The following is a 15,299-nucleotide window of genomic DNA, read 5'->3' as shown; positions in this document are numbered from 1 at the left end:
GCTTAGTCCGACCCGAAGGAGTGTCCCGCCATGCCCGAAGCCGTCATCGTCTCCGCGGCGCGTTCACCGATCGGCCGAGCCGGGAAGGGCTCGCTGGTCAGCATGCGCCCGGACGACCTGGCCGTCCAGATGGTCCGCGCCGCGCTGGACAAGGTCCCGCAGCTGGACCCGAAGGACATCGACGATCTGATGCTGGGCTGCGGCCTGCCCGGCGGCGAGTCCGGGTTCAACATGGGCCGCGCCGTGGCGGTCGAACTCGGCTACGACCACCTGCCCGGCTGCACCATCACCCGTTACTGCTCCTCCAGCCTGCAGACCACCCGCATGGCGCTGCACGCGATCAAGGCGGGCGAGGGCGACGTCTTCGTCTCGGCGGGCGTGGAGACCGTGTCGCGCTTCGCGAAGGGCAGCTCGGACTCCTGGCCCGACACGCACAACCCGCTCTTCGCCGACGCGGAGGCGCGCACCGCGAAGACCGCGGCCGAGGGCGCCGACTCCTGGACCGACCCGCGCGAAAACGGCCAGATCCCCGACGTCTACATCGCGATGGGCCAGACCGCGGAGAACCTGGCGCGACTCAAGAACGTCTCCCGCGAGGAGATGGACGAGTTCGGTGTGCGGTCGCAGAACCTGGCCGAGAAGGCCATCGCGGACGGGTTCTGGGCCAAGGACATCACGCCGGTGACGCTGCCCGACGGCACGGTCGTGGCGAAGGACGACGGCCCGCGCGCCGGTGTCACGCTGGAGGGCGTGTCCGGTCTCAAGCCGGTGTTCCGCCCCGACGGCAGGGTCACCGCGGGCAACTGCTGCCCGCTCAACGACGGCGCGGCCGCGCTGGTGATCATGTCCGACACGAAGGCCAAGCAGCTCGGGATCACGCCGCTGGCCCGGGTCGTGTCGACCGGGGTCTCCGGTCTGTCGCCGGAGATCATGGGTTACGGCCCGGTCGAGGCGTCGCAGCGCGCCCTGGCCCGTGCGGGCAAGACCATCGGTGACATCGACCTGGTCGAGATCAACGAGGCGTTCGCCGCGCAGGTCATCCCCTCGTACCGGGACCTGGGCATCGACATCGACCGGCTGAACGTCAACGGCGGCGCGATCGCGGTCGGCCACCCGTTCGGCATGACCGGGGCGCGCATCACCTCGACGCTGATCAACTCGCTCCAGCACCACGACAAGCAGTGGGGTCTGGAGACGATGTGCGTCGGCGGCGGCCAGGGCATGGCGATGGTGCTCGAGCGCCTCAGCTGACCCCGTACGCGAAGAAGGCCCGGCGCGAGGGTGCGCCGGGCCTTTTCGTTACGGGTGGTCAGGCGCTCGAACCGTCCTTGCCGACCGCGCACATCGTGGTCGCGGGCTCGGGGAAGACGACGGGGATGCTCCCGTCCACGGCGTCACACACGGACTCCGCGGCCTGTCCGGTGACGACCTTCACGAACTCGATCTCGGCCGTGGGGTCGGTGCACGGGACGCGCTTGTAGCCGTCCTGGGTGGAGCTGCTCATGTTCGCGAAGCAGTCACCCTCCCTGGCGTTGATCATGAGGCAGAGCCGGTAGGAACTGCTGCCCGTGACGCTGTAGGTGTCGTAGTTCTCGCCGGGGCAGTCGGCGGACGCGCTGTCGAGCTTGGCGGCGATCTTGACGTTCGCGCCGTCGTCCGAGCAGTCGATCTTGCTCGGTTCCTCGCTGCTGGAGAACGTCTTGACCTGCAGGCAGTCGCCGACCGCGGCGGAGTCGGGGGATCCGACGAAGTTCACGATGGCCACGATGCCGACGATCGCGACGACGACGATCGGCAGGACGATCCGCAGCCAGCCCAGCTTGTTCTTCTTGGCGGGCTGACCGGGCGGCGGGCCGAACGGCTGACCCGGGGGCGGGCCGAAGGCGCCGGGCTGGCCGGGCGGCGGGAACCCACCGGGCTGCCCCGGCTGGCCCGGGGGCGGGAACCCGCCGGGCTGGCCCGGCTGGCCCGGCTGACCCGGCGGCGGGCCGAACTGGCCGGGCTGGCCGGGCGCGCCGAAGCCGCCCTGGTTTCCGGGGCCGGGCTGGCCGGGAGGCTGGTTGCCGAACGGCGCCGGCTGCCCTCCAGGCGCAGCCGGCGGCGGGGGGACGCTCACGCGGACCTCACAGGTGTAAACGGGACGACAGATGTCCGTATCCAACACTGCGTAGTCAACGGGACGATCACGACCCCGCCAAAAGGGTGAGAACATGACAGAAGGACACCCGGCGATCACCGAGTGTCCTTCTGATGGAGTCAGCCAGCGGCCGTCAGTCGTTGCCCTGCAAGTAAGACAACAGGCGGAGGATCTCCAGGTAGAGCCAGACCAGGGTGGTCATGAGGCCGAACGCGGCGAACCAGGCCCATTTGGCGGGCATGCCCTGGCGGATCATCTGGTCCGCCATGTCGAAGTCGAGCAGGAAGTTGAACGCCGCGATGCCGATCACGACCAGGCTGAAGATGATCGCGAGCGCCCCGCCGTCCCGCAGGCCCATGTTCACGCCGAACAGGCCGAGGACGAGGTTGGCGAGCATCAGGATCGCGACACCGGCCGTCGCGCCGATGATCCACTTGGTGAGCTTCGGGGTGACCTTCACGGCGCCGGTCTTGTAGACCACCAGCATCGTGATGAACACGCCCGCGGTGCCCAGGATCGCCTGCAGCGCGATGCCTTCGTAGATGAACTCGAACAGCCCGGTGATCGCACCGAGGAACACGCCTTCGGCGGCCGAGTAGATCAACGTCATCGGGCCGCTGGGCTTCTGCCGGAAGATCATGATCAGCGACAGCACGAGGCCGACGAGCATGCCGCCGACCATCAGCCCGATGATCGGGCCGATGTTGTTCGCCCCGGCCTGCCCCATCGCGTAGATCGCGGCGAGCACGCCGGTGACGAGGGCGGTGCCCAGGCTCAGCCCGGTCTTGATGACGACGTCGTCGACCGTCATGGGACGCTCGGTGGGCGGCGCCTGCGGCGTGCCGTAGCCCGACGGCATGCCGTAACCGGGCATGCCCTGCGGCTGGTTGAAGCCTACGTTCGGCCCGTACGAGCCGTGCCCCGCGCTGCCTGTCGGCAGGTTGCGGAACGCTGGGTTGCTTGTGGAACGCACCTTGATCCTCCTGGATCTACTGGCACCTGCATCGGTTACAACGTCGGCAGCGCCCTGCCGGTTCCCGTCAAGTAAAGGCGACTTTACTCGCGCCCGCTGATCGTTTCCGGGCCCCCGTGCACTATGACTGTGGTCACGACGCCCTGGTGGGCGCACAATGCAGCACGGGCCGCAACGGCGGGAGGGCATATGACCGGGTATCTCGTGACGGGCGCGACCGGGCTGATCGGCCGCCAGTTCACGCCGCTGCTGCTGGCGCGGGATGACGTCGACCGCGTGTTCCTCCTGGTCAGGGAGAAATCGCGGGAGCGGCTGACCGGCCTGGTGAACGCCTGGCCGCATCCGGAGAAGGTGACACTGGTCGACGGCGACATCGGCCGGGAGGGACTGGGCGTCGACGAGGACACGCGCGACGAGCTGCGCGGAGCCGTGACCGGTCTGGTCCACCTGGCCGCGCTCTACGACCTCACCGCCGACGACGCGACGAGCGTGAAGGCCAACGTCGACGGCACGCGCCACGTGCTCGAACTGGCCGCGGACATCGGCGCGGGCTGTCTGCACCACGTGTCGTCGGTGGCCGTGGCCGGCGACCACGAGGGCGTGTTCACCGAGGACATGTTCGACACAGGTCAGCGCCTGCCGACGCCCTACCACCGCACGAAGTTCGAGGCCGAGCGGCTGGTCCGGCAGCAGTCCGAGGTGCCGTGGCGGGTGTACCGGCCGGCCGTGGTGGTGGGCCACTCGCGGACCGGCGAGATGGACAAGATCGACGGCCCCTACTACCTGTTCCCCGCGATCAGCAGGCTCGCCGCGCTGCCGAACGTCCCGCTGGCCGGGCCGGACCTCGGCGACACGAACGTCGTCCCGGTCGACTACGTGGCCAGGGCACTGCTGGAACTCGTCGTCAAGCCCGGCCTCGACGGGCGCGCGTTCCACCTGGTCAGCCAGGAACCGCAGTCGGTGCTGTCGGTCTACAACGCCTTCGCCCGCGCGGCCGGTGCGCCGACCGTCGACGTCGAGCTGGACCGGCGCCTGTCCCGCGGCCTGCTGAAACTGGTCCGGCTGAGCGAGCACGTGCCCGGGGTGACGATCACCCGCGACGCGTTTCTGGAGCGACTGGGCATTCCGGCGGTCCTCCTGGACACGCTGGCCTTCCCGTCGGTCTTCGCGTCCTCGGCGACGCGCAAGGAGCTGGCGTCCAGCGGCATCGAGGTGCCGCGCATCGAGGACTACGCCGCCACGCTGTGGCGGTACTGGCGCGAGCACCTGGACCCGTTCCGCGCCCGCAAGCACGGGCCGCGCGGGCAGCTGGACGGCCGCCGCGTGATCATCACCGGCGCGTCGTCGGGCATCGGGCGGGCGACCGCGTTGAAGGTCGCGGCGGAGGGCGGTGTGCCGCTGCTCGTCGCCCGGCGCGAGGCGGAGCTGGAGGAGGTCCGCGAGGAGATCATCGCGGCGGGCGGGTACGCCTCGATCTACCCGGCCGATCTCACCGACGAAGAGGCCGTGCGCAAGATCGTCGACCGGATGCTGAGCGACCACGGCCGCATCGACATGCTGGTCAACAACGCCGGCCGGTCGATCCGCCGGTCGATCAAGCTGTCGTTCGACCGGTTCCACGACTACGAGCGCGCGATGGCGATCAACTACTTCGGCGCGGTGCGGCTGATCCTCGCGGTGCTGCCGCACATGGCGGAGCGGAAGTTCGGGCACGTGGTGAACGTGTCGTCGATCGGGGTGCAGGGCATCGCGCCGCGGTTCTCGGCCTACGTCGCGTCGAAGGCCGCGCTGGACTACTTCAGCAAGATCGCCGCCACCGAGACCCAGGGCGACGGCATCACGTTCACGACCATCCACATGCCACTGGTCCGGACGCCGATGATCCGGCCGACGAAGATCTACGACGCGTTCCCGACGAAGTCGCCGGACCAGGCGGCGGACATGGTGCTGCGGGCGCTCAAGACCCGCCCCAAGCACATCGGCACGCCAGAGGGGTACCTGATCCAGGCGGCGTACACGCTGGTGCCGGGCCTGGTCGACACCGTCGCCTACGAGGGTTACCGCGTCTTCCCCGATTCGACGGCGGCGGGCGGCAGCGGTGAACTACGCATCGGCAAGGGTGAGCGGCACCTGTCCCGCGCCGCGAACACCCTGATCAAGCTGACCAGGGGATTCCACTGGTGAGTGACACACCGGGCGTGGCCTGACCGTGTTAACACGCTGTGCGCGGGTACGGTTTTCGCATGGTTCCCGAGCGCGACAGCCTGCTGCCGTTGAGGCGCGACTACAACCAGGTGTGGCACGGTTTCGACCGCGGCCAGGTGCTGCAGTACCTGGACCACGTCGAGGCGAACCTGCGCCGGGTGATGGCTGATCGCGACAACGCGATGTCCCAGGCGAACAACCTGTCGCGCGAGCTGGAGGGCGCGCGTGGTGAGATCGCCCGCCTGCGCAACCGGGTCGAGGAGCTCAAGCGGCCGCCGGAGCGCGTCGAGGACCTGGACGAGCGCATGCAGCGCACGGTCGAGCTCGCCGAGATGCGGGCCGAGGAGATCACCTCGCGCGCGCAGGTCGCGGCGGAGGAGCACTGGAGCGCCACCACCGAGCTGTCCGGGAAGCTGCGTGAGCGGTACCAGGGTCTGCTGGCCGAACTGGACACGCACGGCCAGGCTCTGCAGGCCGAGCACAAGCGTGCCCTGGAGGCGACCAAGGCCGAGGTCGAGCGGCTGACGTCGGAGGCCGCGCGGCGGCGGACCCAGCTGGACATCGACGCCGAGCGCAAGCGCCGCACGATGCAGCACGATTTCGAGCAGTCCCTCGCGTCGCAGCGGGCCACGCTGGAGAAGCAGGTCGCCGACCAGCAGACGGCGAGCAAGCAGCAGGCCGAGCGGCGCATCGCGGAGGCGACGGCGGAGGCGAAGCGGCTCGTCGACGAGGCGACGGCGCAGGCCCGCAAGCTGGTCTCGGAGGCCACGGCGAAGGCCGAGAAGCGCGAAGGCGAGGCAAAGGCGCTGGTCGACCGGCTGACCAGGGTCAGCACGGAGGTCGCCGGACGGCTGCGCAAGACCGACGAGGTGCTGGCACGCAGCCAGGTCTCGCTGGAGCCGCTGCGGGAAGAGTCCGTCGTGGACATGAGCCGCGTGGTCGAGGTGCCCGCGCCGGAGGGTCAGCAGACGGTGCCCGCGGTGCAGCCCCCGGTGAAGCCGACGGGCGGTGCCGCCCCGGTGGCCAAGCCCGCCGGTCCGGCGGATGCGGCGCACAAGCCCCCGGCTTCGGCGACGCCGGCGGGCCCGGCGACGTCGGCCGCGCCGAAGCCCGCGCAGCCCGGCGGCCAGAAGCTCCCCCAGCCCAGCGGTCGGAAGCCTTCCCCGTCCGGCGACGCGAAGCCGACCTCCACCGGCAACGCGAAGCCCAGCAGGAACGGCGACACCAAGCCTGCCGCACGCCCCGTCACCGGGAAGCCGCCCGCCGCGCTCGCCGGCCCGGCGGCGCAGGAGACACCGCGGCCGCCGAAGCGGAAGTAGCCCCACCCGATTTGGTTACGGGAGGCGCTGCCAGGGGTTGAGTGCCTCCAGCCGGGCGGCCAGCGCCAGGAGCCGTGCTTCGCCGCCGGGTGGGGCCACCAGCTGGATCCCGATCGGCAGGCCGTTCGGGTGGCGGCCGGCGGGGAGGGACATCGCGGGGTAGCCCGCCAGGTTCCACAGACCGGTGAAGCCCGCCAAGGCGATGGACGGCACCGCGTTCGCGGCGCAGGACCGGGTGTGCCACTCGGCGGCCTTCGGCGGCAGGGTGGCCAGTGTCGGGGTGATCAGGACGTCGTGGGCGGTGAAGAACTCCGCCGCTCGCTCGATCCAGCGTCGCGCGGTTCCGGGGCGCACCAGTTTCCGCACCGCGTGCCCGATGCGCACGTGCCGTTGCGTGCGTGGCTGCAACAGCGAGCGGTCCAGCGCCTCGGCCTGTTCGGCCGGGCCCGCGAACCAGCGTTCCAGGATCCCGGCCAACGGCTCGACGCCGTAGCGCGGCCGCGCCCGCTCGACGGCGTGGCCCGACGCCGCCAGCAGGTCCGCGACGTGCTCCACCGCCGCCGTCAGCGGTCGTGGTACCGGCGCGTGCGTCAGCGGCACCTCCGTCGACACCGCGACCCGCAGGTGCCCCGGCTCGCCGGCCTCCGCGAGATCGGGCCGGTCCGCCAGCACCGACAACAGCAACGCCGCGTCCTCGGCCGTCGTCGCCAGGCTGCCGTGCGCCGACATCCCGAACCAGCCGTCCTCGGCCAGCACGTCGGCGCCCGGCTTGATCCCGACCAGACCACACATCGCGGCGGGCAGCCGGATCGAGCCCAGGCCGTCCGTGCCGTGCGCGACCGGCACCAGTCCGGCCGCCACCGCCGCCGCGCTCCCGCCGGACGAACCGCCCGCCGTGTACTCCGGCGCCCACGGGTTGCGTGTCACGGCCTCCGGGGAGTCGGTCATCGGCCAGATGCACAGCTCCGGTACGCGCGTGACGCCGACGATCACCGCGCCCGCCGCCCGCAGCCGCCGCACCACGAAGTGGTCCGAACCAGCGGGGATTCCCGCGCCGGCACGCGATCCGCGCGTCACGGTCTCGCCCGCGACCTCCGCGACGTCCTTCACCGCGACCGGCACCCCGGCCAGCGGCAGATCGGCCAGATCGCCGCGCTCCCGGACCGCACGGGCCTCGGCCACCGCTTCCGCCGAGCGCACCCTGCGAAACGCTCCGACGATCCGGTCGGCGGCCTCGATTCCCGCGATCACGCGCCCGGTCTCGTGTTCCGGATCCATTTCCCCGGCCCGCACCGCACGGGCCAGCGCTTTCGCCGTCAGCACCATGATCACAGCCTATCGCCGGGAAAACGGGTGACCAGGCATCGCATTGGTGCTATTGCGAAACCGCAATTCTCGATCATCCGCACCGGGAGGGTGACCGGGCAAGCACGCCCGGTGCTCGCAAGCCAGGGAACCACAGCCGGGCAATGTCGGATATGTCACGATCGCTCAGCCACGAACCGTACCTGCTTCCTCGCGCAAGGTGAGAAGGGCTGCTCAGTCCGGTACTCCGAAGTGGGCCGGCGCGGGCAGGGCCGGATCGCCCCCGCCCGGATCCCCTTGCCCGGCCGTTAGAATCCGGTTCGGTATCCGGAACCCCTCATCGATCCAGGTGCGGCACATCACAGGAAGAAGGCGAACAGAAGGGACTCGCACGTCCATTCGGTGCAGCGGTCCAGACCATTCGGTGGAACAGCTCGGGCCCGGCACAAGGGACGTAACGAGATCATAGAGCCGCGCGACGATATCGGCGCGGCGCGACCGTTTCCGGACCCTTGACAGAAGGTATCCGGCGCGGACAGAACGTGAAGTTGACTCACACTTGTCCGGGCTGGTTCACTCTTCCGGTCGCAGAGCCCTGGCGGGTTTCCGCGCGCAGAGTCAACTCGGGTCCGGGGGCCGAGGCCATTACATCGAGTTGCGGGAAGGCTCCTCAGAGCGTTGAACAAGGCATTCGGAACACGTAGGCGGCGTGCTTCGATCCGGTCGAGGGTGCTCGCGATCGCGATCGTGCCCAGTGTCGCCCTCCTGCTCGCGGGCGTCACGCTCGCGGGCTACCTGGTCGTGCAGGCCGTCGAAGCACGCACGTTCGCGACCAAGGTCCACGATTCGGCCGAGCCGGGCGCACTCTTCTTCGGTGCCGTGCGTGCCGAGCGCGTGCTGACCCTGCGCACATTGGCGAGCAACGCCGCGCCCGGCGCGGACCTCGTGCAGGCGCGCGCGAAGACCGACGCCACGTCCGCGCGGATGGCGTCGGTGCTGCAGGACATGGTCGACGACGCGCCGGAGTCGGTGCGCCAGAGCATCGCCAAGACCAGCGCGAACTTCGCTCAGCTGCCCGAACTGCGGCAGCGGGTCGACAGCAGGCAGGCTTCCCCGCTGGAGGCGTACGCCTTCTACAACCGCATCATCGACGAGTTCGCCGCCGGACTGAACGGTGTCGCCGAGGGCGCGCCGGACGCGGAGACCGCCTTCCTCCGCGTCACCGCGATGCCGCTGTTCACCGCGGCCGACGCGATGTCGCGGGGTGACGCGCTGGCGGCCGCCGGTGTCGCCGGTCGTGGGCTGACCGAGGAGGAGTTCCGTACCTACATCGGGCAGATCGGCGCCTACCACGGTGAGCTGGAAGTGGCCGCGGCGCAGATGATCCCGTCGGTGCGGCAGAAGTACGAGGCACTGCTGGCCAGCCCGCCATGGGACACGCTGAGCACCGTTGAAAACGCTTTCCTCCGCGGCAACCAGGAGTCGTTGCCGGTGACCGAAGCGCAGTGGCGCGACGCCGCGACCCAGGTCGGGAACGCGCTGATGGGCCTCTACATCGAGCAGAGTTCCAACGCCACCAACGTCGGGCTGGAAAGCGGTGACCGCACGCTGGTCACCTCGATCATCGCCGGCGCCGCCGCGCTGCTCGTGTCGTTCGCCGTCTTCTTCGTCGCGTGGCGCCTGTCCAACCGCCTCGTGCGGCGCCTGAGCCGCCTTCGCGAGGAGACGCTGGAGGCCGCCGAGACGCAGCTGCCCGACCTCGTCGGCCGGGTCCGCTCCGGTGAGGCGGTCGACCTCGATTCCGAGGTGTCGCTGCTCGACCACGGCGAGGACGAGATCGGTCAGGTGGCCGACGCGTTCAACAAGGCGCAGCAGACCGCGATCGCGGCCGCCGTGGACGAGGCCAAAACCCGTGAGGGCACCAAAAAGGTCTTCCTCAACATCGCCCACCGCAGCCAGGTGCTCGTGCACCGGCAGCTCAAGGCCCTCGACGAAGCCGAGCGCAAGCAGGAGGACCCGGACCAGCTGGACATGCTGTTCCGGTTGGACCACCTGTCCACCCGCGCCCGCCGCAACGCCGAGAACCTGATCATCCTCGGCGGCGAGCGGCCGGGACGGCAGTGGCGCAATCCGGTCGCGCTGGCCGACCTGGTGCGCGGCGCCACCGGCGAGACCGAGGAGTACGCCCGCGTCACGGTCGGCAGGCTGCCGAACGTCGCGATCAGCGGTCCGGTCGTGGCCGACCTGGTACACCTGCTGGCCGAGCTGCTCGACAACGCCACGTCGTTCTCGCCGCCGACCTCCCGGGTCGAGGTGTTCGGCGACGTCGTCGGCAAGGGCGTGGTCATCGAGATCGAGGACCAGGGTCTCGGGATCGAGCCGGACCAGGCCGACGAGCTGAACGCGATGTTGCACGAACCCCCGGATTTCAGCGTCATGGCGCTGTCCGCGGAGCCGCGCCTCGGCCTGTTCGTGGTCGCGCGGCTGGCGTCCCGGCACGGGATTTCGGTGACATTGCGGGATTCCGCCTACGGCGGGACGCGGGCGATCGTGCTGGTCCGCTCCGACCTGCTCGCCCCGGTGCCGCAGCCGGAGGACTCGCCGCCCGCCGAGGAGACGCTGGTGCCCGCGCAGAGCGTGCCCGCGCACCGCTGGCCCGAGGAGGCCGACACCCCGCCGGAACCGCCCAGCACCAACGGTCACCGCGAGGAGGTGGCGCCGCGGGTGGACCTGTTCCGCCCCAACGTCCCGGTCGCACCACCGGAACCGCAGGCACCCCCGCAACCGCCGGTCCGGCAGCACACCCCGCCGCAGCGCCCGCCGTTGCCGTCGAGGCCCCCGCTGGACTCCCGGCCGCCGCTGGACTCGCGGATGCCCGTCGACACCCGGCCGCCCCAGTCGCGGCCGCCGCAACAGGGAGGCGCGATCTCACCCGACCGGCCGCCGTTGCCGCGACGGCGGAAGCAGCAGAGCATGGCCCCGCAGTTGAGAAAGGAAGAGCAGACCGCCACCTTCGGCGCCGCACCGGACCGCAGCCCCGCGCCGGACGACAGCCCGGAGCAGGCCCGCAGCCGGCTCTCGGCGTTCCAGCAGGGCACTCGCCGCGCTCGTGAACAGGATCCGAGCACCACTGACATTCTGGGAGAGCACACGTGATGCCGAACGCGGGAATGAACGAACTGGACTGGCTCCTCGACGACCTCCTCCAGCAGGTCGTCGGCGCGGACCGGGCCGTGGTGCTGTCGGCGGACGGACTGCTGATCGGCCGGTCCACCAATCTGTCCGAAGAGGACGGTGAGCACCTCTCGGCCGTAGCGTCGGCGTTCCAGAGCCTCGCCAAGGGCACCGGGCGGCACTTCGGCGGCGGCGCGGTGCGCCAGACCGTCGTCGAGATGGACCACGCGTTCCTGTTCGTCACCACGGCCGGGCACGGCGCCTGCCTCGCGCTGCTGACCGCCGCCGACGTCGACATGGGACTCGTGGCGTACGCGATGAACATGATGGTGAAGCGGGTCGGTGCCGCGCTGAGCGCCGCACCACGGGTTGAGCAGCAAAGTGCACCATGATGTTCCCGCGGGAGGACGACACCTGGTTCGATGACGCGGCGGGCCCGATCGCCCGGCCGTACACGATCACCGGCGGGCGGACGCACGCCGGCGACATCGACCTGCAGCTGCTGTCGCTGGTGGTCGCCCTGCCCGGGCTCGCCGAGGCGGCCACCATGGCGCCCGAGTACGCCCGGATCGTGCGGCTGTGCCAGCGGCCGCTGTCGGTCGCCGAGGTCGCGGCCCACCTCGACCTGCCGGTGCCGATCGTGAAGGTGCTGCTCGCCGACCTCGTCGAGCGCGGTCACGTGATCTACCGGACGTCCCAGCCCATCAACGACACCCCCGACCAACACGTACTCCAGGCGGTTCTCGATGGCATTCGCAGGCTCTGAGCCTCGGCGGAACGTATCCGCCACCGTGGTGAAACTGCTGATCGCAGGCGGTTTCGGGGTCGGCAAGACCACCATGGTCGGTTCGGTGAGCGAGATCTCCCCGCTGCGGACGGAGGAGGCGATCACCCAGGCCAGCGCCGGGGTGGACGATCTGACCGGCGTGGAGAGCAAGACGACCACGACGGTGGCGCTCGACTTCGGCCGCATCACGATCAACCCCGAGCTGATCCTGTACCTGTTCGGCACGCCGGGGCAGGACCGGTTCTGGTTCATGTGGGACGAGCTCGCCCAGGGCGCGCTGGGCGCCGTGGTGCTGGCCGACACGCGGCGGCTGGAGAGCTGCTTCCCGGCGGTGGACTTCTTCGAACAGCGCGGTCTGCCGTTCGTGGTCGGCGTCAACTGCTTCGACAACGCCTACCGGTACGGCACCGAAGAGGTCCGCGCGGCTCTCGAACTGGACGACACGGTCCCGATCCTGCTGTGTGACGCGCGTGATCGTGAATCGACGAAGCAGGTGCTGGTGATCCTGATGCAGCACGTGATGGCGAACGCGCGGCCGAACGCGTCACTGGAACCGACGCGTCCGGCGCCCGGCGGCTGGTGAGTCAGTAAGGGTTGGCCCGCGAGCGGAACTCCGGCACGACTTCGTCCTCATCGGACTTCGGATAGGAGATCCGCGCCGCGTCGCCGTCCGATGTGTACAGACTGTCGCGGTTCTGCCCGAGTTTGTCCAGCCACACCGTCGAACCGTATTCTGCTTCCTCGCCGTCCGGGCCCTGCGAGCGGATGCGCGGGATGTTCAGCGGGTCGAAGTCGGTGGTGAACGGGGACGCCGACGGGTTCGAGCCGACCAGGAACGCGCCCTGGTAGTGGTACCCGGCACCCTCGATCGCCAGTTCCGGCGGGTTCGGGTGGATGCCGAACGGCAGCGCGATGGTGGTGGGGGTCGCCGCGGGCGCGGCCCGGCGGATCAGCGCGTCGAGGTCGGCGATCTCGGTGCGGGTGGTGTCCTCGTCGGAGTCGCGCAGGTTCGCGTGCGTCATGGTGTGGTTGCCGACGTCGAAACCGTTGGCCAGCAACCACGGGATGGTGCGGGTTCCACCGGGCTCGCCGAACGGGTCGGCGTTGACGTAGAACGTCGCCGTGGGGCGGAAACCCGGGTGGGTGCGGGCGACGTCGAGCATGATCGCCGCGGCCGTTCCCGGCACCGGTTTGCCGTCCGGGCCGAGCGTGAGCTGGCTCGGGTCGCCGTCGTCGAAGGTGATCACCACCGGGTGCCTGCCCGCGGGCACGTCCATCCGGCCCGCGGTGAAATCGGCGGCCGGCACCGGGAAGTAGCCCTCGCGGTCGAGACGTTCCAGCTCGGCTCGGAAGTCCTCGGGGGTGCGGTCGTAAACCGACTCCGGTTCGGCCACGATGCGGTGGTACATCAGCACCGGCACGCGGCCGAGCTCGTTCGCCCCGACCTCGGCCGGAGCGGCCGGAGCCGGGGCGGCCGGGGCCGCGGCGGGCTCGTGCAGCGGCGCGAACGCGGCCCACTCCTGGCCGTCGTCACCCGGCTCGTGCGCCTGCCCGTTCACGACGGTCGTGCATCCGGTGACCAGGAACAGGACCGCGACGAGGGAAACCAGCTTGGGTGTCACGCCTTCCAACGTGCGCCCTCAGTAGCGCGGCGGCAACGGGGTGTAACCCGAACGGATGGACTTCCGCATACCCCGATCGAACCGGGGAATGTGCCCTCTGCTGGGCACATCGGCGCGGGAGGGGTTCATGGGCACACACCGCACGCGGTCGGCGAATCCGGTTCTGATCCTCGTCGCCGCGATCGCCACCGTCGCCATCGTCGCGACCCCGTTCATGGTGCGGTCGCTGCCGTTCGGGCTCGCGATACAGGGGCTCGGCGACGGGGTGACCACGAACGCCGAGTCCCTGCGGGACATCCGCGTGCTCGCGGCGCGCGACAGCGATCTCGGCCAGGTGGCGGTCACCGTGGACGACCAGCCGGTGGCCACGAAGCGTGAGGGCGGCAGGCTCGTCCTCCCGCCGCTCGACATCGACGACGGCAAGCACGAACTCGTCGCCCGGCTGCCGAACGAGATCCCCGGCCTGCCGGATGCCGAGGTCTCGCGCACGTTCCACGTGGACAACACCCCACCGGAGCTGTCCTTCCAGCCGATCGACATCAGCGATCCCCGCAAGCCGGTCACCGTACGTGGCACGGCCAAGGGCGCCGACAAGGTCACCGTGCAGGGCGAAGAGGTCAAGGTCAACGAGTTCGGCAACTTCACCGCGACCATCCCGACCCCGCCCGCGAAGATCGAGATCGGCGCGCAGGACGCGGCGGGCAACCGCGCGGCCGGGCGGGCACCGGTGCGGGCGCGGCACCCCGGCATGCGGGGCGTGCACATGACCGCGCAGGCGTGGACGGCGCCGGCGCTGCGCGAACCGGTGCTGCAGATGGCGCGGGACGGGCTGATCGACACGGTCGAGCTGGACATCAAGGACGAGAGCGGCGAGGTCGGCTACGCCTCGGAGGTTCCGCTCGCCCGGGAGATCGGGGCCGCGAAGAACTACTACGACCTGCACGCCGTCGTCGAAGAGCTGCACAAGGAGGGGATCCGGGTGGTCGGGCGGCTGGTCGCGTTCCGCGATCCGGTCCTGGCCCGTGCGTCGTGGGAGTCCGGCGAGCGTGACCGGGTCGTGCAGAGCGCCGACGGGCAGCCCTGGGCCAGCGGGTACGGCGAGTACGCCTTCACCAACTTCGCGAACGAGGAGGTGCGCGAGTACAACATCGCGCTCGCGGTCGAGGCCGCCCGCGCCGGTTTCGACGACATCCTCTACGACTACATCCGGCGGCCGGAGGGGGCCATCGAGCAACTGCGGTTCCCCGGCCTGGACACCACGCCCGAGGAGGAGGTCGCGGACTTCCTCGCCGAGAGCCGCAACGCCGTGCGGGCCGAAGGCGCGTTCGTGGGGGCGTCGGTGTTCGGGATCGCGGTCAGCCGTCCGACGCAGATCGGGCAGGACATTTCCCTGATGGCCCGGCGGGTCGACTACATCGCACCGATGATCTACCCGTCGCACTGGGGCGCGGGAGAGTACGGGGTGGCCGATCCGGAGTCGCAGCCACACGAGATCACGCAACGCTCGCTGGCCGCGTTCGCCGAACGGACGGCGGGCACGCAAGCCGTGATCATTCCCTGGATCCAGGCGTTCAGCATGAAGGTCCACTATGGATCCGAGGAGATCCGCGCCCAGCTCGACGGCGCGCGCGAGAACGGGATGGACTCGTTCCTGCTGTGGAACGCGGGGTGCAAGTACAACCCGGCCGACCTCGCCGCCCCTTGACCGAGGCGACGAGAACACTGGTCAAGAACGGCGGAGAACCGTTCGGCGACGGTCCGTGGTTCACCCGATCAG

At 70.3% G+C, this 15,299-nt stretch carries 12 protein-coding genes; 8 read left to right on the top strand and 4 right to left on the bottom strand.

Features of this window, described 5'->3' with window-relative positions; genetic code table 11:
• Positions 1-30 precede the first annotated feature (30 nt).
• Positions 31-1,251, top strand: a complete 1,221-nt coding sequence (locus HNR02_RS14245; RefSeq protein WP_179773659.1) for an acetyl-CoA C-acetyltransferase — start codon at positions 31-33, stop codon at positions 1,249-1,251.
• 58 nt (positions 1,252-1,309) lie between these two features.
• Here HNR02_RS14245 and HNR02_RS14240 read toward each other — a convergent pair whose 3' ends face one another.
• Positions 1,310-2,116 (bottom strand): LppU/SCO3897 family protein, encoded by an 807-nt coding sequence (locus tag HNR02_RS14240; RefSeq protein WP_179773658.1) that lies wholly within the window; start codon positions 2,114-2,116, stop codon positions 1,310-1,312.
• Positions 2,117-2,270: 154 nt separating this feature from the next.
• Complete coding sequence (locus tag HNR02_RS14235; protein WP_179773657.1) at positions 2,271-3,110, bottom strand: Bax inhibitor-1/YccA family protein; 840 nt, start codon at positions 3,108-3,110, stop codon at positions 2,271-2,273.
• Between the two features lie 189 nt (positions 3,111-3,299).
• On the opposite strand from HNR02_RS14235, the gene HNR02_RS14230 reads away from it, so the two are divergent.
• Positions 3,300-5,294 (top strand): SDR family oxidoreductase, encoded by a 1,995-nt coding sequence (locus HNR02_RS14230; protein WP_179773656.1) that lies wholly within the window; start codon positions 3,300-3,302, stop codon positions 5,292-5,294.
• 59 nt (positions 5,295-5,353) lie between these two features.
• Positions 5,354-6,634: a coiled-coil domain-containing protein gene (locus HNR02_RS14225; protein ID WP_179773655.1), complete on the top strand. Its 1,281-nt coding sequence runs from the start codon at positions 5,354-5,356 to the stop codon at positions 6,632-6,634.
• Between the two features lie 15 nt (positions 6,635-6,649).
• Here HNR02_RS14225 and HNR02_RS14220 read toward each other — a convergent pair whose 3' ends face one another.
• Positions 6,650-7,960: an amidase gene (locus tag HNR02_RS14220; protein WP_179773654.1), complete on the bottom strand. Its 1,311-nt coding sequence runs from the start codon at positions 7,958-7,960 to the stop codon at positions 6,650-6,652.
• A 708-nt stretch (positions 7,961-8,668) separates the two neighbouring features.
• On the opposite strand from HNR02_RS14220, the gene HNR02_RS14215 reads away from it, so the two are divergent.
• The 4 genes from HNR02_RS14215 to HNR02_RS14200 are packed head-to-tail and all read left to right on the top strand — an operon-like array spanning position 8,669 to position 12,483.
• Positions 8,669-11,095 carry a sensor histidine kinase gene (locus HNR02_RS14215; protein ID WP_179773653.1) on the top strand — a complete coding sequence of 809 codons (2,427 nt, stop codon included), beginning with the start codon at positions 8,669-8,671 and terminating at the stop codon, positions 11,093-11,095.
• Positions 11,095-11,505: a roadblock/LC7 domain-containing protein gene (locus HNR02_RS14210; RefSeq protein WP_179773652.1), complete on the top strand. Its 411-nt coding sequence runs from the start codon at positions 11,095-11,097 to the stop codon at positions 11,503-11,505. Before HNR02_RS14215 ends, HNR02_RS14210 begins: the two co-directional genes overlap by 1 nt.
• The gene (locus HNR02_RS14205) at positions 11,505-11,879 is read left to right on the top strand and encodes a DUF742 domain-containing protein (RefSeq protein WP_179775912.1); all 375 of its coding nucleotides are present in this window, start codon (positions 11,505-11,507) and stop codon (positions 11,877-11,879) included. Before HNR02_RS14210 ends, HNR02_RS14205 begins: the two co-directional genes overlap by 1 nt.
• Positions 11,860-12,483, top strand: a complete 624-nt coding sequence (locus tag HNR02_RS14200) for a GTP-binding protein (protein WP_179773651.1) — start codon at positions 11,860-11,862, stop codon at positions 12,481-12,483. Before HNR02_RS14205 ends, HNR02_RS14200 begins: the two co-directional genes overlap by 20 nt.
• Before the next feature lies 1 nt (position 12,484).
• Here HNR02_RS14200 and HNR02_RS14195 read toward each other — a convergent pair whose 3' ends face one another.
• Positions 12,485-13,522 carry a polysaccharide deacetylase family protein gene (locus HNR02_RS14195; RefSeq protein ID WP_179773650.1) on the bottom strand — a complete coding sequence of 346 codons (1,038 nt, stop codon included), beginning with the start codon at positions 13,520-13,522 and terminating at the stop codon, positions 12,485-12,487.
• 127 nt (positions 13,523-13,649) lie between these two features.
• On the opposite strand from HNR02_RS14195, the gene HNR02_RS14190 reads away from it, so the two are divergent.
• On the top strand, positions 13,650-15,227 hold the full coding sequence (locus tag HNR02_RS14190; protein ID WP_179773649.1) for a putative glycoside hydrolase: 1,578 nt from the start codon (positions 13,650-13,652) through the stop codon (positions 15,225-15,227).
• Positions 15,228-15,299 lie beyond the last annotated feature (72 nt).

Source organism: Amycolatopsis endophytica, from assembly GCF_013410405.1.
Taxonomy (GTDB): Bacteria; Actinomycetota; Actinomycetes; order Mycobacteriales; family Pseudonocardiaceae; genus Amycolatopsis_E; species Amycolatopsis_E endophytica.
The sequence above is the reverse complement of the archived record's forward strand: the minus strand, read 5'-3'. Positions and strand labels throughout refer to the sequence as shown.

Excerpts from the sequence above, each read along its gene's own strand:
- HNR02_RS14245 (WP_179773659.1), top strand. The coding sequence starts at position 31 with ATGCCCGAAGCCGTCATCGTCTCCGCGGCGCGTTCACCGATCGGCCGA.
- HNR02_RS14230 (WP_179773656.1), top strand. The coding sequence starts at position 3,300 with ATGACCGGGTATCTCGTGACGGGCGCGACCGGGCTGATCGGCCGCCAG.
- HNR02_RS14225 (WP_179773655.1), top strand. The coding sequence starts at position 5,354 with ATGGTTCCCGAGCGCGACAGCCTGCTGCCGTTGAGGCGCGACTACAAC.
- HNR02_RS14220 (WP_179773654.1), bottom strand. The coding sequence starts at position 7,960 with ATGGTGCTGACGGCGAAAGCGCTGGCCCGTGCGGTGCGGGCCGGGGAA.
- HNR02_RS14210 (WP_179773652.1), top strand. The coding sequence starts at position 11,095 with ATGCCGAACGCGGGAATGAACGAACTGGACTGGCTCCTCGACGACCTC.
- HNR02_RS14205 (WP_179775912.1), top strand. The coding sequence starts at position 11,505 with ATGTTCCCGCGGGAGGACGACACCTGGTTCGATGACGCGGCGGGCCCG.
- HNR02_RS14200 (WP_179773651.1), top strand. The coding sequence starts at position 11,860 with ATGGCATTCGCAGGCTCTGAGCCTCGGCGGAACGTATCCGCCACCGTG.
- HNR02_RS14190 (WP_179773649.1), top strand. The coding sequence starts at position 13,650 with ATGGGCACACACCGCACGCGGTCGGCGAATCCGGTTCTGATCCTCGTC.